The organism is Stieleria varia (assembly GCF_038443385.1).
GTDB lineage: Bacteria > Planctomycetota > Planctomycetia > Pirellulales > Pirellulaceae > Stieleria > Stieleria varia.
The window spans coordinates 1,335,916-1,360,977 of the sequence record NZ_CP151726.1 but is presented as its reverse complement, the minus strand read 5'-3'; the positions used below and the strand labels follow the sequence as shown (position 1 = coordinate 1,360,977).

Here is a 25,062-nt window from a genome sequence, read left to right as displayed (position 1 = left end):
TGCATTTCGGACACATCAATCAGACAAATGCGACCGACAGTCGCGTCACAAGTTTTCCTGGAGTGAGAGTCCCCTGACTCAGTCGCTCGCCGGATTGGTGATGGGCTCACGCGAAGTCGCGAAGGCGCGAAGGTGGCCTATGTTCTTCGCGCCTTCGCGTCTTCGCGTGACACATCTCTTTTCAGTTGCGTTTCGGACACATCAATCAGACAAATGCGACAAGCAGGCGGACGCTTGTTGGGGTGCATCGACCAGGGTGTCCAAAGTATTTCTGGAAAACGGTTGAGGGGTTTTTGCAGTTCCGACGCAGGTACGTGTGGCTAACGAAAACCACACTGAACCCTTTCTTTCATGGACCCCAACGATGAAACGCCTTGCTGCTCTTACCGTATTTGCTTTCACCCTGATGTTCGTCGCTTCCGCCACCGCAGAGGCCGGCTTTCCCGGAGGCTGGCAAGGTGTCGGAGGCGGCGGCGGAGGCCAGCAATGGCTGCCCACGCCGCCCCCGAACTGGAATCCACCCGGACACCCGCCGATTTGCCATCCCAAACCGCCCGTCTGTCCTCCGTACATTCCGCCTTACACGCCTCCGGTTTATCCGCCCGTGTTTCCGCCACAACCCCCGGTTTGCCCTCCCCCAAGCTGCGGCGGCGGTGGCTATCCCGGAAACCCCGGCCTGCCAACGGCCTGGTGAATTCGCTGTGAGTTCTCTCCAAATCACGTAGCCGAGCCTCTCCGAGGCTCGAAGTTTCGCGTCTCGGAGAGACGCGGCTACGTGGAAAATCGCCACTGGTTCGTCAAACGCCGCCGGTTCGCTAAGATTGCCGGCCTGTTGACCCACCAGTCCACCGCAGGAATCTGAACCATGCCGCTCTGGCAAATCGATATCTACCCGGCCGAGAACCAAGTTGACCGAGACGGTGCACGCACCAGCGAAGAAATCCACGAGCTGGGGCTCGGGGACGATGTGTCGGTCGTGTTCGCGAGAGGTTTTTTGGTCCAAGGCGACTTTGGCATCGAGCAGGCCACTCAGTTGGCGGAAACCCTGCTCAGCGACTCGGTCACCGAGCGGTCGGTCGTCGCCATCGCCGGCCAAGAAATACTCAACGCCCCGCCGCCATCGATCGCCAGCGATCAAGTCCGTTTGGTCAACGTGTTGCCAAAGCCGGGGGTGATGGACCCGGTGGCGGCCAGCACGATCAGCGCCGCGCGGGATATCGGATTCGATGTCCAAGCCGTTCGGACGATGCGAAAGTACTGGATCAGCGATCTGGACGATGAATCATTCCAAACGATTTGTCGACGCGCTTTGTCGAACGACTCGATCGAGCAAGTCGTCACCGGGGCGTTGAACATGGATCAGCTCGATGTCGGCGCCGCGTACGACTTTGAATTGATCACCGTTCCGATTCGTGATCTGGACGACGTGGCCTTGGAAAGACTTTCCCGTGAAGGCCAGCTCTATCTGACGCTGGTCGAGATGCAGACCATCCGCGACCACTTCCTCTCCATCGGACGCGACCCGACCGACATCGAGCTGGAATCGGTTGCACAGACATGGTCGGAACACTGCAGCCACAAGACCTTGGCCGGTCGGATTCACTATCGTGGCGTGGACGCAAGTGGGACGCCCAATGCTGACGAACGCCAGTACGACAACATGCTCAAGGAAACGATCTTTGCCGCCACGCAATCGATTCGCAAAACGCTTGGCGAAGACGACTGGTGCGTCAGTGTGTTCAAAGACAACGCGGGCGTGGTGACTTTTGATGATCAGTACCACGCGTGTTTCAAAGTCGAAACGCACAATCACCCTTCGGCGTTGGAACCGTACGGGGGTGCCAACACGGGCATCGGCGGCGTGATCCGCGACCCGATGGGAACCGGCATGGGTGCCAAACCCGTGTGCAACACCGATGTGTTCTGTTTCGCGCCACCGGACACACCCGCGGACGAATTGCCGCCCGGCGTTTTGCATCCGCGTCGCGTCATGAAAGGCGTCGTCTCGGGTGTTCGCGACTACGGCAACCGAATGGGGATCCCCACGGTCAATGGCGCGGTGTATTTCGACAAGCGTTACCTGGGCAACCCGCTGGTCTACTGTGGCAACGTTGGCATGATTCCGGTCGGGATGGAAGACAAGAAAGTTCACGCAGAGGATTTGATCGTCGCCATGGGCGGACGAACCGGACGAGACGGCATTCACGGCGCGACGTTCAGTTCCGCTGAACTGACCAGCGAATCCGAATCACTTTCTGGCGGTGCCGTTCAGATCGGCAACGCCATCACGGAAAAAATGGTACTTGATGTGTTGCTGCAAGCGCGCGACAGGGGCTTGTACCACGCGGTCACCGATTGCGGCGCCGGCGGTTTCTCCAGCGCCGTGGGCGAGATGGGCGAAGGCGTCGGGGCGGAAGTCTGGTTGGACAAGGCACCGCTGAAATACGACGGACTTTCGTACACCGAAATTTGGATTTCGGAAGCACAAGAGCGAATGGTGCTCGCCGTCCCACAAGAAAAATGGGATGAGCTGCGTCAGTTGTGCGAAAGCGAAGGCGTGGAAGTCGCCGTACTGGGTCGCTTTGCACCCACCGGACGCTTGCTGTTGACCTATCACGGCGAAACCGTGGGCGATCTGTCGATGGAATTTTTGCACGACGGACGTCCACCGGTGATCCGCGACGCGGTTTACAACCCGCCGAAACAACAACCGCTGAACGTGCCGGCACTCAGTTGTGATCAAAACAGTCAAACATTGTTGGGCATCATGGGCAGCCTCAACGTTGCCAGCAAGCATTGGGTGATTCGCCAATATGATCACGAAGTCCAAGGCGGCAGCGTGGTCAAACCGCTTGTCGGACCGCAATGTGACGGACCAGGTGATGCTGCGGTGATCCGACCGCTGTTGACCAGTAATCGCGGATTGGTGATCTCCTGTGGAATGAACCCACACTTCGGCGATTTTGACACCTATCACATGGCGACCTCCGCGATCGACGAAGCCATGAGGAATGCGGTGGCCGTCGGAGCCGATCCGTCAAAGATCGCGATCCTGGATAACTTCTGCTGGGGCTACACCGATCGCGCCGAAACACTCGGGTCGCTCGTCCGCGCCGCGATCGCTTGCCAGGACCTCGCCGTCGCGTTGGGGACTCCGTTCGTCAGCGGCAAAGACAGTTTGAACAACGAGTTCAGCTACCACGACGCCAGTGGTGACAAGCAGACCATTGCGATCCCACCGAGCCTGTTGATCAGTGCGATGGGGCAGATCGACGACGTTTCCAAAGCCGTCACGATGGACGCGAAAGCGGCAGGCAACATGGTTTTCTTGGTGGGTGAGACGAAAGCCGAGTTGGGCGGGTCGCACTTTGCACTCGTCCGAGGACTTTCAGGGGGCAACGTGCCCGCCGTGGACCCCGAGCGTGCCAAGGCGACCTTTGCCGCTGTTCACCGCGCCATCCAGAATTCGCTCGTCCGGTCCTGCCATGACTTGAGCGAAGGCGGTTTGGCGGCGGCGGCGACCGAGATGGCGATGGCCGGCGGCTTGGGGATGACGCTGGACCTTGACGCGGTCGCCGGGATCGCCCAAACCGGTTTGTCCGCCCCGGAACTGCTGTTCAGCGAGTCCAACACCAGATTTCTCGTCGAAACGACACCGCAAAACGCCGGCGCCTTTGAAAGTCTGTTGGGTGAATTGCGTGTTCCGGTCGCCAGAGTGGGTACAATGACCGCGTCCACTCAATTGACCGCGAATTTTGGCGGAGGATCGGTGTTGGACGTCGATCTCGTGGTCGCAAAGAAAACCTGGCAAGAACCACTCAACTGGTAATGATTTCACCCAACCCCCAGTCTCTTCGAGAACCGGCTCTTCGAGAACCGGCTGTACTCGAAACGCGTTCCGATTCGTCGACCGAAGCTCGGTCCTCCACCGGCGCGTTGGCTCAGCCGACCGCTGGACAGAAATCCGGATGGACGGTGGTGGTCTCTCGTGGTCAATCACGAAATCCGGCTAAGAGGGGATTGGAGCAAGCGATCGCCGACGCAGCGGCTCAGATGCCTGGCGTCAACGTCGTGGTGGTGCCACACCTGTACGATTTGCCCAAAGGCGGCGAGTCGCTGCAAACGCTGGCACAGTTTGACGGCAACCTGATCGTCGTCTCGTGGATCTTTCCCCGAGCGGCGCACTGGGTACTGGACCGAAACAACATCCGGGGGCAATTCGTGCCGCCCCAGATCGGTGACGAAGCAGACGCGGATGAGGCAGATGGGGATGTGTCCAGTGTCGCGGAAGGGGCTGACGGTGACACCGAGATCGAGCGGGTCTCGGATCTGTTTCCGCGACCCAAACGCGATGTCCACTGTTTGGACCTCAAGGTCTCTGACGACCAAGGCGTCTACATTGGCGAGATCCAGAGGCTCATTCAACCCGCCGGCCAACCCGAGCAACCTCCGGTAGCTGACTCAAACAGTTCATCAGGCGGTGTCGCGGGCAGCTTGCCGATCATCGGCGGTCAGATCTTGCAAGTCGACGAGACGACGTCACGTCGTTGGTACCCGGTGATCGATTTCAATCGCTGCACCAATTGCATGGAGTGCATCGATTTTTGTTTGTTCGGTGTTTACGGTGTCGACGGTGCAGAAACGATTCTGGTCGAACAACCCGACAACTGTCGCAAAGGATGTCCTGCTTGCAGTCGTGTGTGCCCCGAGAACGCGATCATCTTTCCTCAGCACAAGGCGCCCGCGATCGCCGGTGCGGAGATCGAAGGCGAAGAAGGCTTTAAGATCGATTTGTCAAAGTTGTTTGGCGCTCCCGATACGGGTGACGATGCGATCGCAACGGCGGCGCGAGAGCGTGACGAGCAACTGTTGTTGGCCGGACGTGATGCCATCGGAATTGACGAACAGCTCAAAAAACGCCAAGCCGATTTGAATCGAAAACCCAAGGATCAATTGGATCACCTGCTCGATTCGCTCGACGAGTTTGATTTGTAAGCGTATGCTGCGACGAACGGATTCTCTCAACCCAACCATCACCGATGACTGACGAGCAGCCCTCCCAAGACCGTCCGCTGCAGCTCATTGTGATGCGGCATGCCAAGAGCGACTGGGGCGATCACAAGCTCAGCGATCACGAGCGACCACTCAATGCTCGGGGAAATCGTGACGCCCCGGCAATGGCCGGTTGGATGGCGACCAACGGACTGTTCCCGGATGTCATTCTGTCGTCTTCCTCGACACGCACCCAGCAGACCGTGGCCGCGTTATTGGAGTGCTGGTCGAGTAAGCTGAACACGGCTCCCACCGTTTCCTTCACGGATGCACTCTATTTGGCAATCCCGGAGCAGATCGCAGCGACGATTCGGTCCGACCACTGCGGGGCGCGATCCCTGATGATTGTTGCCCACAATCCAGGGATGAGTTCGATCGTCAGTCAACTGTCCGGCCAATCGATCGAGATGCCCACGGCGGCAGTTGCCGTGTTTGATTGGCCGTCGCAGGACGGCCCTGGTGAATGGTCGCGATTTTCACTCAATCGCCAGCTTTCCCTCACATACCTGATGCGTCCCAAGGCTTTGGGTCATGCATCCAAGGACGAGACATGAGTGCGTTGAGCTGGTGGATCGTTTGGTTGGTGGCTTTGATCGGGCACGCGGGGTTGCACATCGGCATCTACAATCGAATCAACGGATTCGGTTGGCCGAGAGTCGTGATCAAATCGATCGTGAAGTTCTTTTTGCTGACCACGATCGCCATCCCGATCCTGTTCTGTGTTTTTCAAGGACAGGTGATTTTGGATCTGCTGATCCACGGCGGGACATGGTCCAGTTTATCACTCTGGGCCAGGGGTTATGTGACACTGTGTTGCATCATTTGGCTGGTGTTGGGCATCCCTTGGTTGATGTGGCGACCGATCTTTCGACTGGAGTGGGTCGACGCACCGCGAAAGATCGAAGTCGTCGATGTGCAGGTGGCCGTGCGACGACCGTTGGCGTTGAGCGGCAAAGCAAAGCTCGAATCCAAGCTGCCATTGAATCAACTGCTGGAGCTTTCCATCGAAGAGATTTCGTTGCCGGTCGTTGGATTGCCTGATGAACTTGTCGGTTATCGCATCGCGCACGTCTCGGACGTTCACTTGACCGGGGACATTCATCCCGATTTTGTCAAACACGCGATGCAACGTGCCACGCTCTGGAAGCCGGACTTGATTGCCTTGACCGGCGACATCATCGACAAACAACCGTGCATCGACTGGTTGGTTGACATCTTTCATCCCGCCAACGCGCATGACGGCTGCTACTACATCTTGGGCAATCACGACACTCGCGTGGTCGACTCGCGACAGACACGCGACGCGATGGATCGCGCCGGCTGGATTGATTTGGGATCGCAAGCCGTGCGGCGAATGATTGGTGGGATCCCTGTCTCGCTGATCGGCAACGAGTTTCCTTGGTTTGAAAGACCGGATTTGCCACCACCGGACGACTCGTTTCGGCTGTTGCTCAGCCACAGCCCCGATCAACTCGGGTGGGCCAGACGCAACGCGGTGGGATTGATGTTGGCCGGTCATACGCACGGCGGCCAAGGACGCTTGCCGCTGATCGGCCCGATTCTCAGCCCCAGCTTTCATGGCTCTCGCTACGCATCGGGCGACTTCTACAAGCCACCGACGACATTGCACGTCACGCGCGGTCTCGGTGGTGTGCACCTGATGCGAATCAACTGTCGTCCTGAGCTGTCATTGCTCACGTTGTCCCAAGCGAAAGTACATCAGGCTTTCTAGCCTGACATGCGTGTTTGTGAATGTCAGGCTAGAAAGCCTGACGTACGTGCTTATCTCAAAGAAAACCGCCGCAGAGTTTGCTCTGCGGCGGACCTACGAATCATCTTCAGCGGTTGGCCTCTCGGCGCTACGCAGTTTGCTCGACCAAGGCGATCGCATCCTTGGCGGGTTCGTTGCCGTAGATCACGGCCAAGAAGGCCGGCATGTAGCGGTCGGCCATGGCGATGCCGATGTGAACCAATCGGTCCAGCACGTTGTCGCTTGGCAGATCACCGTCCACGGGAACCGCGATGTGGTATCGCAGCTCGCCGTCGTTCATGTCCAACTCGAACTTACCGATCTTCATGCCGTAGTTGGCTCGTGCCACCGCCACGGCGATGTCGATACGACTGCCCTCGGGAACCTTCACCGACATCCCGACAAACGACTGCAAGACGTTGTCGTCGATACGGATGATCTCCCGATAGCTTCCGTGATCACCACCGAAACTGAGCAAGAAGGCCTCTCGCTCGTCGTCTCGCGTGTACTTCAGCTCCTCTCGCATCAGATACGCTTCAAACTGTTCCATTTTGCTCATAGGAAACCCTTCGAAAAACAAAGTTCAACAAATAGCCTCGGACCACCCGACCGAGGACACCGGCCGCATCAAAAACCAGTCAACGCCAACACCTACTCAGAGAACGCGGGGATTCGCCATTTCTTCCCTACTCGTCTCTACTTTCTGTCGGAAGAGAGCCCTCCCCAAAACTCAAGGTTCACGGCAGTCGCAAAAGCGATGAAAGTTCGGAGTCATTCTTCGGCCGATACTTACCGGGCTAGAGCGATCAGAGATCGGGGCGCGGATTTTTTCATTTTTTGCGTCAGGTCCGCTGGGTCGTTTGACCCGCAGCCGAAGGCGCAGGAGCCACTGCCAAACGGACTGCCCCGCAAAGTCAAACGCCGCCTGCGCCTATCGGCTACGGGTCAAACAGAGGTTTCGCACCACGTCGGGTGCGGAGCCCAAACCAAACAAGAGTCGCCAGAATGCCGCTGGCAAGAAGAGTAACGACGAACATGCGTGCAAAGAATGCTCGCGCAGCCCCGCCCTCGTGCGTCGGCGAAACATCAGCAGCTTTCGGGTCAGTCACGATTGCTTCGGGCATCTCGCGATACCGTTCATTGAAGCGTTCGTCCACCGGCACGCCTGCGGCGATCCATCGCCGCTCGTCTTCGGCAAGCCGCGCGAACCACTCCTCGGCATCGACTTGCTCGGTGTGAAAGTCCTCAACCAGCTGCTTCTCCGTCAACTCGGTATGACCGGTTCCTCGAAATGAAGCGAGCTTCCACCAGATCACATGGCTGGCGAGTTGCTCGTAGACTCGACGGGCTTGTGGATCATCGACGTGTTGTGCCGCGCTGAGATAAGCGCGAAACGCGAGTTGCTCTGCGCCCATCGTTGCTTCCAACTCAGCGAGCACCTCCAGCAAGATTGGCGAGTCATGCCGAGAGAATCGCATCATCCCCAGAACCCCTTTGAGAGCTTTTTGTAATTCGTCGGATGACAGACCTTGTTCCTCAGTGGTCCCGAGTTCCTTGTTCAATTCCTTGTTCAATTCCTTGTTCAAGAATTCAACGAACTCGAATGGACGACTATACGATTTTTTATCCAGTGAGATTTTCGACAACGGTAACATGATCCCGTCGTCGGCCGAGTGTGAAAGCACGTACTTGACTAAGATCACCTGATATTTTTCTCGTCCGAAGTGCGCATCCGGATTCACTTCGATCGCCTTCTCGATGTACGGCAATCCTTCGGCCAAGCGTCCGTCGTGAATCAAAAAAGTGCCGAGGTTGGCGAGGGACTCATAGCGATCTGGATTCCTTTGCAGTTGCTCGTTCGCGACCTGAATCGCATCGTCGTAGCGCGCGAGTTTCTCGTACGAAACCGCGATGTCATCTAGCAGGCGATCGTCCAGCGGCTGTTGTTGGAGTTTCCGTTGCCGATCCTCCAGACGCCACTGGTAGTACTCTTTGGTGTGTCGAGGAAACTTGCCGAGGATGATCTCCAGAGCGGTGGGAAACCGCGAGCGTTCCTCCAGCAGCGTTTCGCTATCCCAATCACACGCCCTGGCATGCCGACTGGGGAGTCCAGGAAAAACACTACTGATCAACAGCATACAGAACGCCGGCAGAACCGATCGATGGCAGGATCGCACACAAACCATGACGCACCTCGTAGAAAAGAAGAAAAGCCGAGTGCCTGAGCGTGCATCCTAACAGCGCGGAGTCGCCAAATCATCCTTTTTGTCTCCTGCGATGCGATCGAGTCACAACAATAGGACGAGCAGGAAGGTTAAAAAAATGTTCTTCGCAAGTCTGTTACTCGACGTTCATTGCGTCGCGGAGGCATTGCAACAGCTGATTTGCGTTGGCTGTTCGAATCGCATCGGCATTCAGATGAAGTCCAGGGAATGTTGGGCTTCGGTAGATCCCGTTGATCGGCTGGATTTCGACGAAGCGGCCTTCGCGGTTGACCCACCATGCGATCCGGCCTTCGGCGGTTTCGTAGACAAGGTACTCTTGCACACCCGCCGTTTCGTAGATATCGCGTTTTTCGCCAAAGTCGTAGCTCGCGGATGACCCGGCAATCTCAATGATCATTTCGGGTGAGCCAACGATGTAGTCGTCCACCAACTGAGCCTGTCCACCGGTGCGCATCAACACAAGATCCGGCTGCGGATCGTTGTTTTCATCCAGCCTCGTTGTCGCATTGTCAAAGACACGAAGATCGGCGTGCCCTGCGGAGTACATCACCAACCACGCCGAAAGCAGGGCATGCGGTTCTGCGTGACTGGTGGCTCGAAGCGGAGACATCAAAAAAACCTTCCCATTGATCCGCTCTGCGTCGATGCATTCAGGAGCCGCTCTGTACCGACGCAGGTATTCACCGGCGTCGAGAACGTCACCGCTGTACAGCGAGGGCACTGCCGAATGAAAGGGGCTGGATTCTTCATGAGTGCTTTGAGTCATGGTTTGGCATTTCCTATGCTTCCTTCGCGCTGCCGATTCAGCCCGCCCGGCGAAGGAGGGCGACGCTTTGGACTGAGCGGCAGAAAACACGATTACGGACGGCTCTGCGAAGTGGATTTCAATATAAACGCAACAGAACCTCCTCGTCACTTGGAACGTACGTTTCGGTGGTGGCGGATCAGCAAGTTGCAGATAGGGGCGAGGAATTCTGGCGAATCCCACTACGGGGTTGCCTTTGATGATGCTTGGGAGAAAGCCTCTGCGGACGCAGGCCACTGGACGTTTTCGCCTTGATCCTTGATTATTGACCTCTGCTAACGACGACAACTCCCCTCACGCACCGATCCCCATGATTCGCACCCGCTTTGCCCCCAGTCCGACCGGTTATCTGCATATCGGTGGTGTTCGTACGGCGTTGTTCAACTGGTTGATGGCTCGCCAAACCGGTGGACAGTTCATTTTGCGGATCGATGACACCGATGCCGGCCGCAATGTCGCCGAAGCGATTGAGCCGATCTTGGCCGGATTTCGCTGGCTGGGCATGCAGTGGGATGAGGGGCCGGAAGTGGGTGGACCGCACGGGCCTTACTACCAATCCCAACGCGGAGATCGCTATCAAGCCGCTGCGGCTCAGTTGCTGGCCAGCGGGCATGCCTATCGCGACTACTCGACTGCCGAAGAATTCAGCGCCCAACGTGATGCGGCTCAAAAGGCGGGGAAGCCGTTCATCTACGACCGTGCTTGGATGGCCGAGACGGATGAACAAGCCGCCGCGTTCGAAGCCGAAGGGCGGAGCCATGTCGTTCGACTGAAGATGCCACGCGAAGGCAAGTGCGTGATTCAGGATTTGGTCCGCGGCGAAGTCGTCGTCGACTGGGCGACCGAACAGGACCACGTGATCCAGCGTGGCGACGGCAGTTGCCTGTATCACTTGGCCAGCGTCGTTGACGACCATGACTTTGAAATCACTCACGTGATCCGCAGCGAAGAACACTTGCCCAACACGGCGCGACAAATTTTTATTCTTGAGTCGCTCGGGTACGCCCGTCCACAATACGGACACTTGCCCTACGTAGCCGCTCCGGCCAGCACCGCCAAGCTCAGCAAACGCAAGTTGGCTCAGTACGAAAAGAACAAGGACTTTGCCGACCTGCTCGCCCACGGCCGGCGGATCGCCGAGCGTTGTTCGATTGCGACCGAAGCCGATACGTTTAACCCGGTCATTGTGGACTTCTATCGAGAAATCGGGTTCACGCCGGAATCCATCCTCAACTACTTGCTGCTGCTGGGCTGGTCGCTCGACGGTGAACGCGAGAAGTTCACGGTGGATGAGATGATCGAGTTGTTTACGATCGGCCGCGTCAACAAATCGCCCGCGTCGTTCGATCCGCAAAAACTGCTGTCATTCCAAGCGGATGATTTCGCGGCGCTGAGCCCCGAAGCCCGTCTGCAGCGGACCCTGCCGTTTGCCCAAGCGGCCGGATTCATGCAACAGCCTGGATTCGCCGACCAACAGGCCGCCGAGCGGACTTTGGCGGCCGTGGTCGACGCCGCTGGGGACCGGCTGAAGATGGCGGGCGACATCATCGACTATGAATACTGTTTCGCCGACGAGGTGAGCTACGACGAAAAGGCGTTTCAGAAACGAATCGTCAAGCCAGAGGACGCTTGCGAGCTGCTGGCGGGATTTCGGGATCAAGTCGCTGGGGCGTGCGATTTTGACCCACAATCTGCCGAAACTCTGCTGAAATCGTTTTGCGAAACGGCGGGCGTCGGGATCGGTCAGATCATTCACGCCCTGCGAGTGGCCACGACCGGCCAGCCCGCCGGATTTGGGATGTTTGAAACGCTGGCGATTCTCGGTAAAGAAAGAGTGTGTCAGCGAATCGACGCCGCGATCGCCGCCGCAAAGGCTGCCGCCTGAAAGGGGGCAGATTTTGAGACGGTGGGGGGCGACGAAATGGCGCACAGGTTTTTGTGATGGTTGCGTTACCATTAGACTTATGAAATGCGTCGCTCTCGGGCGCACCTCTCACATTCAGTGCATCTAGCCTTTCGCCGAAATATGAACTCGTCCCAACGAAGCAAAGTCACCGCATTCCTGTCTGCAACCTTTTCGCTCGTCGTGGTTGCGGGTTGCAACCGCGAACCCGAGATGCGTCCCGCCGTCTTTGAGCCCAACGTCGTGCAAGCGATGAAATACGAGATCAAGGATGGGATCGACATGGATCAGGTCTCCAAGGACGCGACATGGGTGGTCCATGAATTCTTTGGCACGCCTGATGAACCGAAAATACCAGAATTCATCACGAGCGATCCAGACCTCAGTGAAGTGGTCTCGATGGATAATTTGCAGATGGCCGCGGGTCCTGAATCCGAGGGTCACGGGCTGTACCGGCAACACTGCGCCACCTGTCACGGGGTCACGGGAAACGGGCGTGGCGAAACGGCGGCAATCATCACGCCGTACCCACGCGACTATCGAATGGGGACGTTCAAGTTCAAATCGACCAAGCGAGGTTCCAAGCCGACTCGGGAGGATTTGGCCCGCGCGATCCGCGAGGGAATTGACGGCACGGCGATGAAGAAAATCCCGGAGTTGGATGAGCCGAAGATCCAAGCTCTGGTCGACTACGTGATCTATTTGTCGATCCGCGGTGAGTTGGAACGTGCCATGATCGACGATGCGGTCAATGAATTGGATCTCGCGGATGGCGACCGAATTCTTGACACACAATACGCGGAGTCGATGACCCAGGCCAAGAGCAAGGAACTGACCGAAGCCCTTGATTCACCCGAACGTGATGATCCTGAGTTGGACGAGATCTACGACATTGTCGAAGACGAAGAAAAAGGTGTCGATGCGTTGACCGCAGATCAACGCAAGAAGTACGAAGCCGAGAAGAAACTTCGAGAGTTTGAAAACTACGAGGAGTCGTTAGCAATCATCAACGAAGATTTGCTTGCTCCGATCGTCGAGGATTGGTTGGATGCGGAAGACGACGTGGTCGAAGTGCCCGAGAAACCCGAAGGCATTCCGGTAGCTGACAACTACGAACAGTTCGTGGAGATGCAGCAAGGCGATCAAGCCGAGGCGCTTGCGGCATCGATCAAACGTGGTCAAGAAATCTTTGTGGGCAAGATCGCTTCGTGTAGCAAGTGCCACGGCGAGAAAGGACGCGGTGACGGCCAAAAAGATGATTTCGACGACTGGACCAAGGACTGGACGGTTCGCGCCGGCCTGAAGCCGACGGAGTACGATTCGTTGGTTCCACTGATCGCTCGCGGTGCATTGCCGCCTAAGAATGCGTTGCCAAGAGACTTTGCCGCCGGCGTCTATCGAGGTGGCGAGTCCGCAGAGGACCTGTACCGACGGATCACTCAAGGCATCGAGGGCACACCGATGCCGGCCGCCACGTTCGTCCCCGGCCAGTTCGAGGAAGTCGACGTGTGGCACCTGATCAACTTCATCCGTTCACTGCAGACTGCCCCCAGCGAGACGCCGCAAGAGACGGCTCCAGCAGACGCGGCGAAACCCGCGGTTTAGTCCCGTTTCAGAGCGTGACAACACCAAACGTCGTGAGCTATGACGCTCAAGATATCAAGACTTTTTGAATGGGAACTAGACGAGCGGTGTAGCGGGCGCGGACCGCGAAGTTCCTTGGCATCGCCGTATGGTAGTCTTTGCGACTGAGTTCCACTCACGATTTTGAATCTACAACATGGCCCTGAGTTTCGAATCATCAGACTCAAGTGCACTTCGCGTTCGCGGATTGTTTGTCGGCGTGGAGGATTTTGAAAATGGTGTTGTGGGCGCAAGTTACTGCAGTGACGATGCGACGTCGCTCCACAAAGTGTTTCACGAGCAGAATGATGATGTCATCTTGCTGTGCGGTGAGATGGCGACCGGCGAAAATGTGCTGGGAAACTTGAGCCAACTCATGAATCGAGCTTGTTCCGGCGACCTGCTGGTCCTGTTCGTCTCAACCATTGGTATCGTTCGGCACAACGATTTGTTTTTTCTGCCTTACGACGGAGACGGTGAAAACCTTTTGGCCACTGGCGTTTCGTCCAAGCTGTTGATCAACACCATGGGGTCGGTGGCCGATCAAGGCGTCAAGGTGTTGCTGATTTTTGACACCAGCCATAGCGGGGCAATTGGTTTTGATATCTCAAAATCACAATCCAAGAATGGTGGCGGGATATCGTGTTTTTTCTCGGCTTCACCTACGGAGGACTGCTACGAATCCGAGCGACTGAGCCACGGAAATTTTTCGTATCACTTGGTGGAAGGACTACGCGGCAGCGCTGACGTGGACGGCAACGGCATCATCACGTTGCGAAATCTCTACGACCACGTCTACAAACACACTCAATCCGATTCCAGCAACAAACAGCATCCCATCCTGATTGGCACGCTACCCAACGAGACAGGTCTGCTGAACTCGGGATGAGTTGAACTCCCGTCAATCATGCCTCAATCCGCCAACCCTCCCTGAAGCCGGCCACATGACAAGCCATGGATACAGAACACCAAACCCCTCGCGCTGCATTCGGGTTGTTCGTGGGAGTCGATGACTATCGAAACGAGATCGTCCCCGATTTGAACTACTGCTGCAAAGACGCGAAAGGGTTATCCGAGGCGTTCGATACCAGGCCTTCCGCAGTCACCATGCTGCTACTGGAGCAAGACGCCACGCGACGCAATGTGCTCACTCAGTTGAACTTCATGATGACGCATGCCGAGCCGGGGGATCTGCTGCTGTTTTTTGTGGCCACTCACGGGGTCGTCAAATACAACGATTTCTTTTTCATGCCCTACGACGCTGACCCGCAAAATCTGTTGGGAACGGGCATTTCGTCCAAGTTGCTGATCAATGCGTTGGCGTCGACGATCCATCGTGGAGTGGAGTGCTTGATCGTTTTTGACTCGTGCTATTGTGGAGCCATCGGGTTCGACATTTCCAAGTCTCAGACGGTCGGCAAAGGAGGTTTGTCTTGTTTATTCTCCGCTTCGCCCTTGGAGAAATCGATCGAATCGCCGAGTCGACGTCAGGGCATCTTCAGCCATTTCATGATCGAAGGTTTGAAGGGAAAAGCTGCTCGCGATCAAACGGGTCCCAATCAAATGAAACCAGTCTATTTGCGAGATTTGTATGACTACGTCTACTCACGCACCAAGCGGGCGACGCAACAGCAGCAGCATCCGGTATTGATAGGGACGCTCGACAATGAAACCGTTTTGAATGAGATCTCTTCGTAGCGGTTAGGGCGTCACCCGCGACTCCACGGACTGGACTATCATGGCGTTTTTCCGGTCGTCTGAGATTTCTGTTCAGCTAATCATCCAGGGAAATGAACCATGCAGCATTCTCTCTCTTTCATTCACCGGACAGTCACGATGTCGCGTTGGATTGTACTGCTGTTGGCAGGCTTCTGCGTGGTTCCGTCGGTGACTCACGCTGATTCGCCTGAGTTGCCTTTAGCATTGGACGATCGCCTGACGATTGAACTGTTCGCCAGCGAACCCGATGTCGTCACCGTCACAGGGTTGACGGTCGACAGCCAAGGCCGAGTGTTGGTGGTGGAAAGCCACACGCACTTTCGACCCGAGGATTACGATGGTCCAGAGACGGATCGAATTCGTCTGTTGGAAGACACCGACGGGGACGGGCGTGCGGACCGCATCGAAACGTTCTTCAGTGGGACCACTCAGACCATGAACATTGCCGCTCACCGCAATGGTTGGGTCTATGTCGCGACGCGAAATCTTGTCTTTCGCATTCGAGACCTCGACGGTGACGGACGTTCTGACGAACGCCAGGACTTGGTTCAATTCGAAACAACTTCGGATTATCCACACAACGGAATCTCCGGCTTTGCTTTTGACTTTGACGGAAAGGTGTATTTCGGGCTCGGTGAGAACATGGGCGAGAACGGCACGCTGATCGCCAGTGACACGAGGCTTGCAGCAGACTTGGGTTCGGGCGGCGTGTTTCGCTGCAACGAAGACGGCTCGGGACTGCAACGTGTGGCCATCGGATTCTGGAATCCGTTTCACTTGTGTTTTGATGTCTACGGACGAATGTTTTTAGGCGACAACGATCCTGGAAACCGTCCCCCGTGTCGCTTTCTTTCTATCGTGGAGGGTGGCGACTATGGATACCGACGTCAAACATTGGAACCGTTCATAGCGGTGGACGGCGAAGTTCCCGGGACCCTACCGATGACTTCGTCGACCGGTGAATCCCCCACCGGCATCGTGGCTTACGAGTCCGATCACTTGCCTGCGGACTATCGAGGCGATCTGCTGGTTGCCAGTTGGGGCGAACATCGCATTGATCGCTATCACTTGGAGCGAAACGGCGCGGACTTTCAAACCACCAGCCAAGCCGTGATCGCTGGCGGGGAGCATTTTCGGCCAGCGGGAATCGCGGTAGCTCCCGACGGTTCACTCTACATCGGTGACTGGGCGGATCGCTCGTATCCGTTGCACGGCAAAGGACGCATTTGGCATGTCCGGGCCAAGCAACCGATGGAGCGATCTACGGATCGGACGCTTCACAACTCGGATCGGACGATTCGTGAAGAGGTAGCCCGGCAGTTGGCCGGCAACGGTGAGGCGGGTTTGGCAAAGTTGACCGAGGCACTTGACGACAACGATCCTCGCGTTCGCTCCGTCGCCCTATCGGCGTTGATCCATGCCGGCTCCGTGACGGACTCCATCGCCAAGAAAGTACTCAACGACCCGTTCACCGCCATTCGCGAACAAGCGGCCCGCACATTGCCCGATGAGCTGTTTTCGTTGACCCAGGTCGCCCAAAGCGATCCAGAACCGTCCGTTCGTGCCGCAGCGATGCGTCGTATTTCAGATCCAGATGCCGAGTCTCTCTTCATTGGGAGTCTTTCGAGCAACGATCCGTACTTGGTCCAAGCGGCCCGCAAGGGGCTCGGCCAATCCGTTTCCCTTAAGCGATTTATCGCGTTGACAGGCGACGACAAAGACGAGGTTCGTTTGGCGGCCGTCTTGTTGCTTCGCGGTCCAGTGAGTCAGATGCCGATCGATCCAGTCGCCCGGGATCAAGTGCTGACACGTGCGTTGAGTGATCGCAACCCCGATGTTCGCTTCGCCGCGGTGGAGTGGATCGGTCGCGAACAGATCGAGTCGTTTCATGATCGCTTGGTGGATGACTTGGCAACGCATGCAACGACGCCCGAGTTGTTTGCAGCGTACTTGGCTGCGATCGCTCAGCTCGACGGCGTGATGGAACAATGGGGCAAGAACAAGTCCGGCGATTGGTGGATGGCGGCTGCCGACTCCTTTCAGTACGCCGATTCGCTCTTGAGCAATCCCAGCGTCTCGCCACTCGTGTTGCAACAGGTATTGCGTTTTCTGCCCGAGGGGAATCGGTCCTTGTCGTTCGACACGTTGTCACGTCTTTGCGAGCACGAGGAGATTGGCGTTCAGATCGATGCGGTCGTGCGTTTGCGCGAACTCAGCGGCGACGCCGCCACGTCGCTACTCGAATCGATTGCGCTGGACAGGTCACGCCGGATAGACGTACGGGCGGAAGCGGTGATCGGGCTGGACGCATCCAACCCTCAGCAGCATCAGTTACTGATGCGTCTGACGAGCGACCCAGAGGCAGCGATCGTTGCTCAAGCCGTCATCGGGCTGCGAGACGCCACGTTGAACGAGACGCAAAGCGGCGAATTGCGAGAGCTTGGCAAAAGTAACGCGGCGATTTCCGAATTGGTAGCCAAGACGTTAAGAACCGAGCAGCCCAGTCGCCCGTCTGTGACGGATCTCGATCAGTGGCTCACCGTGCTTGACGGCCCTGCGGATGCGAGTGCCGGCCAACGCGTGTTCTTTCATCCCAAAGGCCCTGGGTGTGCGCGATGTCACCGCATCGATGGACGAGGTCAAGCGATCGGGCCGAGCCTTGTTCGCGTGGATGGTCGAATCGCGTTGACACGTCGTCGCTTGGTGCAGTCGATCTTGCAGCCGAGCAAAGATGTCGATCCCGGTTTCATGCCGATGACCATCATGACCGTGGATGGTCGCGTCGCATCGGGCATCTATCACCGCCATGGTCAGGGCACGCGCTCGATCATCAATGCGAAAGGCGAGATCGAATCCTTCCAAGTGAGTGAAATCGAAGCGATGCGTCCGTCCACTCAGTCGATCATGCCTGATGGTTTGGTGGACACCATGACCACGCAAGAATTCCGAGATCTCCTAGCATACTTGCTAGAACCGTTTCCCCGTCAACGTTGACGAAACTTCCAATACGCGAAAGTGTGTACAGGCAGCGCGATCAAAGCCATGGTTGCGGCGTAGCCGATCAACATGCCGGAGGTGCCGAAGGTCGCTCCTCCGATCCAAACGGCCGCAGTCGCGCTGAGGGACCCAATCATCATGGGCACCACCAGCGGATTGGCCTTGCGCGCCAACACGTAGAATCCTTGCAGCCCCACGAGATGAGATGCGATACATCCCACGGACAGCACAAAGCACTGAAGAGGCGTGATGAATCGTGTGACCAGAACCAGCGGTCGCAACCCGGCCCAGGCGATGGCTTGTTCCACCAACGGCAGCATCGCAATCAGACTTATCAAAGACCCCAGGCCCAGCACCAGTAATGATGTGGACACGATGGCTGTGCGTCGCCACAGCGTGCCCGCTTCATCACGTCGTCCGGCGCCGTGGTGATCCGAAATGACCGCGAATTTGGTTTGCACCCAAGCCAACGCGACGGCTTGAATGGCCGCCGTCACTGTCAACGTCATCCCCAGTCGCCCCGCGGCGCTGCGCGTCTGGAACATCAGCACAATGATGACAAAGTACTGGGTGGCGAAGTGATGAGCCATGCTGACCAGCGCCGCACGCCACTGGGCCGGCACAACGTCTTTGATCCAAGAAAACTCGGCTTGGCTCTCGATTGCCTCGGCCGAATCGAACATTTGATACTCGCGAAAGAATCCCCGGCAATGAAACATGGGGATGTAGATCGTCCACAACAGTTGCACCAGTGTGGAAAGCACGAGCGACCAGACGCCCAAGCCGCACAACAACGCGGTCCACATGACAAAGCTGCCGCAGAGCCGTTGATAGAATCGAAACTTGTAGATCAGTTCGCGAAACCCGCTGCCTTCCAGAATCGCCAAACGCGGCGACAGGGCAACGATCCACGCCGACAGCGGTACGACGGCCAGCAGAGGTCCCAGCCACTCGGTCGACGACGAAACGGTCGTCGCCTTTTCCGTTCGAGTGAAGGTGTACCAACCGATCGCGAGTGAAGCTGCGGCGAAGACCAATGCGGCGATGGCGAACCACCGTCCAGAGGCGTCGATGAGAATTTTCATCCTTTGGCGGGCGGACGATATTGAACCGGCATCGGAGTCAGCTTTCGATCGCTGCAACGCGGCACTGGCGTGACCGGCGTGTCCGATCAGGACATTCAGCAACCCCAGTTCGAAGAGGTTTTGAATCCCCAGAACGCTGCCGACACCATAGTAAACGCCGGTGGATGACTCGGAGAGTTCTCGGATCAGCAGCCAGATGGTCAGCGGCCCGGAGACGATCTGCCAAACACGCTCGGCCAATGCATAAGCCAACGGACGATCCATCTGCAATCGATCCAGTACGCGGCGTGACTTCACGTGCGTGTCCCAGCGAAGGGTGTCTGGCACCGTTTTTGATCAATCGGCCAATTCGGGAAAGACATCTTCGTCCAGTTCCATCCGTTTGATGATCGACTTGAGCCGGATTTGAAAGTCACTCTTGTAGTTCGCCACTTGCTGTTCGGTCAGGCCCAGTTGTTCCGCGGCCGTCTTGTTGTTGACTCCGGCGACGTAGAGCAATTCGATGGTACGCAGTTTTTCCCAGTTGTCGCTACGTTTCCAACGATCGATCTGTTCGGCGATCGCTGACCTGACCGCATCCGCTTCGATCTGCTTACGCTCGACACTGCGGGCGATCGAGCTGGCCATTCGTTGCGAAGCGGCGGGCTCGATATCGCCTCCGTGGGAGCTGCTACGACCGTGCATTTGAATCGAGGGACGACGGCCCTCGCGGCGCAGATGGTCCGTCAGTTTGTAGGCGCAGATGGAAAACAAATAGCTCTCCAGCGGTCGTGAGCCGTCATAGTTGGGTAAACTGATCAGGAAACCGACAAACGCTTCTTGCACGATGTCTTCGCTGGCCGCTCGATTGCGGATCCGGCTATCGGTGTACGCCAACAATCGGCCTTCGTACCGATCGATCAAGGCCTGCCATGCGTCAGAATCACCTTGTCGGATTTGGCGAATCAAGAACTCGTCGGCTTCGCTGTTCTCCGCCATCATGGTGCCTCGAGACTGCCGAAGGTCCAAGTGACTTTGGTGGGCGGATGCAGCACGGTTGCGCCGATTCCCTGGTTGGCAAACTCGTCATCGATCTTGAAGGTCCAGCCCTTGTCCCCCGACGTCATGATCCCGTCGATCGAGTTGACGAACGCGGTGGGGCCGCTGCCGGAGATCTCGATCTGTGGCATCTGGATCGTTCTCATCACCGTTTCGAGCGTCGAACCATCGACGACGTCATCAACAACCCATTCCCGAACTGAGTCGGGTGACTCGAACGAGAAGGTGACCGGGCCGGAGGACGCATTCGCGTCGATAGCCGGGTCAACCACCGGGGCGGTCTGCGTGGCTTCTGGCGTCCCGCACCCGAGTAACGTGACATGAAGACAGGCGAGAAAGACCAGAATCGGCTGGCAAGGTTTGATGTTCATGACGGCAGTATAGAGGAGTCAAGTCGGCCCCGTCGAGTTTCCGGCATGCGACAAGAGAATCAGGCTGAATTAGCCGGCTAGAGCCTAAACCGCGAGTTGAGGATTGATACCAGCACGACGCGCAAGCGAGTGATTCATGGTGTTTTATTCACTCGCTTGCGCTTCGTGCTGGTATTGGTATCTTTTCCGTTCAGTCCTAACCGGCGAGTTGATCACGCTGGGACTGATCGCGGTGGGGCTGATAGTGGATTCGCATCAAGCCGATCTTTCTTGTGCTGGCGACCAGGATTTCAATCTCCGCGTCGCCGATGCGGAGCCGCTGGCCTTCATCGGGAATCGCTCCGAGTGTATTGAGCACGTACCCGGCAACCGTTTCGTAGTCGTCGCTTTCGGGAAAATCCCAGCCCAGCCGCTCGTTCAAATCATCGATCATCACTCGCCCGCTGACTTCGGCGGTATGGTCATCGACGACGGTGAATTCGACTTCTTCTTCCTCGTCGGACTCGTCGACGATCTCGCCGACGATCTCTTCCAAGGCGTCTTCGATCGTGACCACACCGGCGGTCTGTTGAAACTCGTCCAGTACGATTGCCATGTGACTACGGCTGTGCAAGAACTCACGTAGCAACAACTCGACGCTGCGATCGACCGGAACCGTCCACGCGTTTCGCATCAGTTCGTGGATGGTTTGCGTCGGCGTGGTGCCGTTGGCCAGATAGGGCAGCAAGTCCTTGACGTAGAGCACACCGATGACGTTGTCGAGGGTTTGTTCGTAGACCGGCAAGCGGGTGCGACCGGATTCGACGACGGCAGCCAGAATTTCGCTCCAAGTCGCGGAGGCTTCGATGGCGTCGACGTCTCCACGCGGAGTCATGATGTGCCCGACGTCATCTTCGTTGAGATCCATCACTCCTTGGATCATTTCACGAATTCCGGGGCCGAAGTAACCGTCGCGAGTTCCCGCGGCGACCATCGTGCGGATTTCGTCTTCCAGCAACTCTTCTTCTTCGTCCTCATGTTCCAGTTTGCCCGCCAACCGACGGGTGAGCGTCTCGATCACGGCACCGGGCACCTCCAACGGACGCATGATGGTCGCCAGGGAACGCCAAAACGGCCATGTGTGATACAGGATCGGCGCCGAGGCAAACCGCGTGACCGCAGCGGGCAACCAAGCGTGTGTGGTCATCATCAGAATCACCGCGATCACTCCCCAAGACAACAATCGGGCGGCATCCGGTGGAACATCTTGGGCAAACAGCGCCGAGGTTCCCGCGATCAAAAAGACAACCGTACCGATCATCCTCAAGTATTCGCTGCCGTCGATCACCGCATCTTGGTGATCCAGTACGCTACCGAATCGCTCACGGTGTCGTTTCAAGCGACAGTAGGCTTCCAATGATCTGCCTGCGAATCGATCGAGCAGTTCGCTGCCCAGTCCACCGATGCTGCTGAGTGCGAATCCACTGATCGAAGCCATCGTCCATAACCAAGCGTCCGTCACGAACTCACCTCCGACGCGTCGAGGGTCGGATGCATGTCAGCGCCAAATCGCGCGACGTGATTCAAACCGAGTTGAGTCAAAACGCTCAGCTCGGAGCGACGCATTTCGCTGCGGCTCTCGGGATCCTGGTCATCCATCCCCGTGATGTGCAGGACACCATGGACGATGTACAGAATCAATTCCGCATCGGGCGGCCAATCGGCACCGTCGGACGCAATCGTGGATTGCCCCATGGTGGCCGAAACACGGGCGGCGGTGTCGACGCTGACCACGAGTTCACCCGATAGATATTCGGATTCGGCTTCGTAACCAAAGCTGATCACATCGGTCGCGTAATCATGTTGCAGGAATTGCGCATTGATTTCGCGGATCGTCGCGTCGCTGGTCAAACGAACACCGATATCGCCTTTTGTGAAGCCACGGCTGGCGGCGGCGACCTGGACGGCAGTTTTGATCCGCTGGTCGTCGCAGAGTGGAGCGATTTGTGAATCATGACGGATTTCGACCGTCAATTCAGACCCGAAAGGGTCGATGTCTAAGTCACGTTCATCGGGAGCGCCGCTGTCGGACGACTCCCGATCACGCGGACTGTTGTCCGGGGTATTTGACACGAGCGTGATAAATAGCGGTAAGGGACTTAACCAAACTTTGGCGGACGGAGCCGAGTTGTCGGAACGTTAGTCCGCACTCATCAAATTGACCATCCGCCATTTTCTTTTGTGCAATGGAATCGACAAGACTCTGAATGCGGGCGGGTGTCGGATCTACCAGCGTTCGACTGGCGCTCTCGACCGTGTCGGCCAGCATCATCACGGCCGCTTCTAAAGTCTGCGGCTTGGGACCGGGGTAGCGGAAATCCTTGTCACTGACCGACTCCCCGTTGGGGTCTTCTTCGCTCCGTCGGGCTGCTTCACGATAAAAGTATTCCACCAGCGTGGTGCCGTGGTGCTGCATGATCAGATCGATGATCGGCACCGGCAGCTTGTGATTGCGAGCCAGATCCGCACCGTCCTTGACGTGGGCGATGATCACCAGCGTGCTCATCGCGGGTTGCAACGTGTCGTGCTGATTGATCCCGGAGGCTTGGTTCTCGATGAAGTACTCCGGTTTGAACATCTTGCCGATGTCGTGGAAATACGCTCCGACGCGGACCAGCAAGCCGTTTGCACCGATCGAGTCCGCGGCTGCCTCGGCGATCGACGCGACATTGATCGAGTGGTTGTAGGTTCCCGGTGCGCGTTGGGCCAAACGTCTCAACAGCGGGTGACTGGCGTCGCCAAGCTCCATCAAGCTGAGGTCGGTTTGCACGCCGAATACTTTTTCGACGATCGGCAGAGCGGGCGTCAACGCGGATGCGGCCACGGCGATGAACACGCCCGCCCACAACGCTTCACGGATCAGACCGCTGAGCACCAAGTAAAACGTCGGGGCGCGATTGACGACGTCATCACCCAGTTGCGCCGCCGACATGGTTTCGCCGGTGACGATTCCGACACCGACCACCGTCAACACCGTGATCGCGGCGGAAACACCACCGACATACAGCAGGTGAGTCCTGGAACGGATGCGGCCGACCAACAAGGTGCTGCTGGTTGCCGCCGCTGCCAACATGACGAGGTGCGCAAGGGTCTCGCCCAAGAACAGCGTCACACTGATGCAGACCGCCGCCATCAACAGCAACGCCAGTTCCCGACCGTACACCACGGCGGTCACGATCGACGCGACGACCAAGGGTGCCAATTCACTCCGATACTGATCGCTCGCGGCGTAAAAGCAAAACGCAATGGTTGCGACGATCAGCAACAGCAATTGAGACAATCGCAAGCGATCCCTCAGCAATCTGCGGTCGTCGACAAAGAAGATGTAGCTGCCGCACAGCAAGTACAACGCAGCGATCATTCCGGCGTAAGCCGAAACGCGAATCAAGCGGTCGCCCCAACTCATGCTGGCGACCCAGTGGTCATATTCACTGCGTAGCAACGACAGCTCGCTTTCACCCAGCGGTTTGCCACCAAACGCCAGTTCGGTTCGCCCGGCATAGAACTTTTGCATCACCGGCTCCACCGTGGCGGCCAGCTTGGTCCGTTCGATGTTACTGCTGGGAATGTCGTAAACCAGCGTCTCGTGCTGGGGCAGACGCTTGACGATCCAATCGCTGATCATGCCCGCCACGTTTTGGACGGCTTCCTTGTCATCGATCTTGTCGAATCGCGAGCGAAAGTGATCTGCGAGAGCTTTCTTGACTCGCGAGTCCATCAATGCGATTTGCACCGATTCGACGTTGACGTACCGGGCGTCTTCCGGAGTGTCGGATGTGCTGTAGACCTGGATCTGCTGCTGACTTCCTTCTTCCGGTTTGTGCTGGGGCGCTCGGAGCAAACCATAGTGGAATGGTCCTTTGTCGGCCGACAGCATGTTGAACGCGAACTCGACGTTGTCCAATTTTTCGTCGGTCGACAACACCGATTTCAGCATGCGAAATCGATCCGAAGGCAGCTCGCCCGGCTGAGCGGTTTCATCGCCCATGTAGAATTCGCTGAAGGCCGACTTTTGTTCAACGGTCATGTCGTCAAACGACGATGCCGCCAAGACCTTGAACAATTCATTCTTGAGCGTCGCACGCAACTGCTCCAACGGTTGGGGGCGATTGCGATAGACCATCGCACCTTCCCGAATCCGTTTCAGTTTCAGCTCTTCCGTCTGGGTACGGTCCTCCACATCAAACGTCACGCGGGCGATCAAGTTCCGTGTCGGAATCGCGCCGCTGCGAAACGCAAAGGAGGGCCGCCAAGTCTGGCAAGCCACCAGCAAGGTGATCGCGGCAACGACAGCGATGCCGATTCGCATCGACCAATCTGCCTTGTCGCTGGATTTCCACCACTGAATGAATCGAGGCTTGGGGATTCCCAACGACTCGATTCGTTCTTGGCTGGTTCGTTTGTGTGTTTTTCCACCGCTCATGGTGACGGATCATAGCCCCGGACATCGGCATT

The 25,062-nt window shown here is 57.2% G+C and carries 19 protein-coding genes; 10 read left to right on the top strand and 9 right to left on the bottom strand.

All coding sequences use genetic code 11. The annotated features are described in order from the left end of the window. Positions 1-364 precede the first annotated feature (364 nt). The 5 genes from Pla52nx_RS04755 to Pla52nx_RS04735 all read left to right on the top strand — a co-directional run bounded on the left by Pla52nx_RS04755 (position 365) and on the right by Pla52nx_RS04735 (position 6,784). Complete coding sequence (locus tag Pla52nx_RS04755; RefSeq protein ID WP_146519989.1) at positions 365-694, top strand: hypothetical protein; 330 nt, start codon at positions 365-367, stop codon at positions 692-694. Between the two features lie 171 nt (positions 695-865). After that, positions 866-3,829, top strand: a complete 2,964-nt coding sequence (purL, locus tag Pla52nx_RS04750; protein ID WP_146519990.1) for a phosphoribosylformylglycinamidine synthase subunit PurL — start codon at positions 866-868, stop codon at positions 3,827-3,829. Continuing rightward, the gene (locus tag Pla52nx_RS04745; protein WP_231741957.1) at positions 3,829-4,995 is read left to right on the top strand and encodes an ATP-binding protein; all 1,167 of its coding nucleotides are present in this window, start codon (positions 3,829-3,831) and stop codon (positions 4,993-4,995) included. Before purL ends, Pla52nx_RS04745 begins: the two co-directional genes overlap by 1 nt. 44 nt (positions 4,996-5,039) lie before the next feature. Beyond that, the gene (locus Pla52nx_RS04740; RefSeq protein ID WP_146519991.1) at positions 5,040-5,606 is read left to right on the top strand and encodes a SixA phosphatase family protein; all 567 of its coding nucleotides are present in this window, start codon (positions 5,040-5,042) and stop codon (positions 5,604-5,606) included. Further along, on the top strand, positions 5,603-6,784 hold the full coding sequence (locus tag Pla52nx_RS04735) for a metallophosphoesterase (RefSeq protein WP_146519992.1): 1,182 nt from the start codon (positions 5,603-5,605) through the stop codon (positions 6,782-6,784). Before Pla52nx_RS04740 ends, Pla52nx_RS04735 begins: the two co-directional genes overlap by 4 nt. Positions 6,785-6,911: 127 nt before the next feature. Here Pla52nx_RS04735 and Pla52nx_RS04730 read toward each other — a convergent pair whose 3' ends face one another. From Pla52nx_RS04730 to Pla52nx_RS04720, 3 genes are all read right to left on the bottom strand, one after another. Further along, complete coding sequence (locus Pla52nx_RS04730; protein WP_146519993.1) at positions 6,912-7,361, bottom strand: YbjN domain-containing protein; 450 nt, start codon at positions 7,359-7,361, stop codon at positions 6,912-6,914. 379 nt (positions 7,362-7,740) lie between these two features. Next, the gene (locus Pla52nx_RS04725) at positions 7,741-8,988 is read right to left on the bottom strand and encodes a hypothetical protein (RefSeq protein ID WP_146519994.1); all 1,248 of its coding nucleotides are present in this window, start codon (positions 8,986-8,988) and stop codon (positions 7,741-7,743) included. 154 nt (positions 8,989-9,142) lie between these two features. Continuing rightward, positions 9,143-9,793 (bottom strand): Uma2 family endonuclease, encoded by a 651-nt coding sequence (locus Pla52nx_RS04720; protein ID WP_146519995.1) that lies wholly within the window; start codon positions 9,791-9,793, stop codon positions 9,143-9,145. 349 nt (positions 9,794-10,142) lie between these two features. On the opposite strand from Pla52nx_RS04720, the gene gltX reads away from it, so the two are divergent. The 5 genes from gltX (at position 10,143) to Pla52nx_RS04695 (ending at position 18,071) form a co-directional block, all read left to right on the top strand. Next, complete coding sequence (gene gltX, locus Pla52nx_RS04715) at positions 10,143-11,717, top strand: glutamate--tRNA ligase (RefSeq protein ID WP_146519996.1); 1,575 nt, start codon at positions 10,143-10,145, stop codon at positions 11,715-11,717. 141 nt (positions 11,718-11,858) lie between these two features. Beyond that, positions 11,859-13,340 (top strand): cytochrome c, encoded by a 1,482-nt coding sequence (locus tag Pla52nx_RS04710; RefSeq protein WP_146519997.1) that lies wholly within the window; start codon positions 11,859-11,861, stop codon positions 13,338-13,340. Between the two features lie 175 nt (positions 13,341-13,515). Then, the gene (locus Pla52nx_RS04705) at positions 13,516-14,247 is read left to right on the top strand and encodes a caspase family protein (RefSeq protein WP_146519998.1); all 732 of its coding nucleotides are present in this window, start codon (positions 13,516-13,518) and stop codon (positions 14,245-14,247) included. A gap of 65 nt (positions 14,248-14,312) precedes the next feature. Then, positions 14,313-15,056: a caspase family protein gene (locus Pla52nx_RS04700; RefSeq protein WP_146519999.1), complete on the top strand. Its 744-nt coding sequence runs from the start codon at positions 14,313-14,315 to the stop codon at positions 15,054-15,056. Positions 15,057-15,155: 99 nt separating this feature from the next. Beyond that, entirely contained in the window at positions 15,156-18,071 is a 2,916-nt protein-coding gene (locus tag Pla52nx_RS04695; protein WP_146520000.1) for a PVC-type heme-binding CxxCH protein, read from the top strand. Here the strand turns inward: Pla52nx_RS04695 and Pla52nx_RS04690 are convergent. The 6 genes from Pla52nx_RS04690 to Pla52nx_RS04665 all read right to left on the bottom strand — a co-directional run bounded on the left by Pla52nx_RS04690 (position 18,062) and on the right by Pla52nx_RS04665 (position 25,030). Then, positions 18,062-19,486, bottom strand: coding sequence for a hypothetical protein (locus Pla52nx_RS04690; protein ID WP_146520001.1), 1,425 nt, complete (start codon positions 19,484-19,486; stop codon positions 18,062-18,064). The genes Pla52nx_RS04695 and Pla52nx_RS04690 overlap by 10 nt on opposite strands. A gap of 9 nt (positions 19,487-19,495) precedes the next feature. Further along, positions 19,496-20,137, bottom strand: a complete 642-nt coding sequence (locus Pla52nx_RS04685) for an RNA polymerase sigma factor (protein ID WP_146520002.1) — start codon at positions 20,135-20,137, stop codon at positions 19,496-19,498. Further along, entirely contained in the window at positions 20,137-20,568 is a 432-nt protein-coding gene (locus Pla52nx_RS04680) for a DUF4430 domain-containing protein (protein WP_146520003.1), read from the bottom strand. The genes Pla52nx_RS04685 and Pla52nx_RS04680 overlap by 1 nt, the downstream gene beginning before the upstream one ends. A 196-nt stretch (positions 20,569-20,764) precedes the next feature. Then, positions 20,765-22,069 (bottom strand): hemolysin family protein, encoded by a 1,305-nt coding sequence (locus Pla52nx_RS04675; protein ID WP_231741959.1) that lies wholly within the window; start codon positions 22,067-22,069, stop codon positions 20,765-20,767. Further along, a complete protein-coding gene (ybeY, locus tag Pla52nx_RS04670; RefSeq protein ID WP_197454571.1) occupies positions 22,066-22,680 on the bottom strand; it encodes an rRNA maturation RNase YbeY in 615 nt (204 codons plus the stop codon). The genes Pla52nx_RS04675 and ybeY overlap by 4 nt, the downstream gene beginning before the upstream one ends. Continuing rightward, positions 22,649-25,030, bottom strand: a complete 2,382-nt coding sequence (locus Pla52nx_RS04665) for an HD family phosphohydrolase (RefSeq protein WP_146520005.1) — start codon at positions 25,028-25,030, stop codon at positions 22,649-22,651. Before Pla52nx_RS04665 ends, ybeY begins: the two co-directional genes overlap by 32 nt. Positions 25,031-25,062 lie beyond the last annotated feature (32 nt).

Bases quoted from the DNA above. Each gene is read 5' to 3' on its own strand.
- Pla52nx_RS04665 (WP_146520005.1), bottom strand. From the start codon at position 25,030: ATGAGCGGTGGAAAAACACACAAACGAACCAGCCAAGAACGAATCGAG.
- Pla52nx_RS04695 (WP_146520000.1), top strand. From the start codon at position 15,156: ATGCAGCATTCTCTCTCTTTCATTCACCGGACAGTCACGATGTCGCGT.
- Pla52nx_RS04680 (WP_146520003.1), bottom strand. From the start codon at position 20,568: ATGAACATCAAACCTTGCCAGCCGATTCTGGTCTTTCTCGCCTGTCTT.
- purL (WP_146519990.1), top strand. From the start codon at position 866: ATGCCGCTCTGGCAAATCGATATCTACCCGGCCGAGAACCAAGTTGAC.
- Pla52nx_RS04710 (WP_146519997.1), top strand. From the start codon at position 11,859: ATGAACTCGTCCCAACGAAGCAAAGTCACCGCATTCCTGTCTGCAACC.
- Pla52nx_RS04740 (WP_146519991.1), top strand. From the start codon at position 5,040: ATGACTGACGAGCAGCCCTCCCAAGACCGTCCGCTGCAGCTCATTGTG.
- Pla52nx_RS04725 (WP_146519994.1), bottom strand. From the start codon at position 8,988: ATGGTTTGTGTGCGATCCTGCCATCGATCGGTTCTGCCGGCGTTCTGT.
- Pla52nx_RS04730 (WP_146519993.1), bottom strand. From the start codon at position 7,361: ATGAGCAAAATGGAACAGTTTGAAGCGTATCTGATGCGAGAGGAGCTG.
- Pla52nx_RS04720 (WP_146519995.1), bottom strand. From the start codon at position 9,793: ATGACTCAAAGCACTCATGAAGAATCCAGCCCCTTTCATTCGGCAGTG.
- Pla52nx_RS04700 (WP_146519999.1), top strand. From the start codon at position 14,313: ATGGATACAGAACACCAAACCCCTCGCGCTGCATTCGGGTTGTTCGTG.
- Pla52nx_RS04685 (WP_146520002.1), bottom strand. From the start codon at position 20,137: ATGGCGGAGAACAGCGAAGCCGACGAGTTCTTGATTCGCCAAATCCGA.
- Pla52nx_RS04705 (WP_146519998.1), top strand. From the start codon at position 13,516: ATGGCCCTGAGTTTCGAATCATCAGACTCAAGTGCACTTCGCGTTCGC.
- gltX (WP_146519996.1), top strand. From the start codon at position 10,143: ATGATTCGCACCCGCTTTGCCCCCAGTCCGACCGGTTATCTGCATATC.
- Pla52nx_RS04755 (WP_146519989.1), top strand. From the start codon at position 365: ATGAAACGCCTTGCTGCTCTTACCGTATTTGCTTTCACCCTGATGTTC.
- Pla52nx_RS04735 (WP_146519992.1), top strand. From the start codon at position 5,603: ATGAGTGCGTTGAGCTGGTGGATCGTTTGGTTGGTGGCTTTGATCGGG.
- Pla52nx_RS04745 (WP_231741957.1), top strand. From the start codon at position 3,829: ATGATTTCACCCAACCCCCAGTCTCTTCGAGAACCGGCTCTTCGAGAA.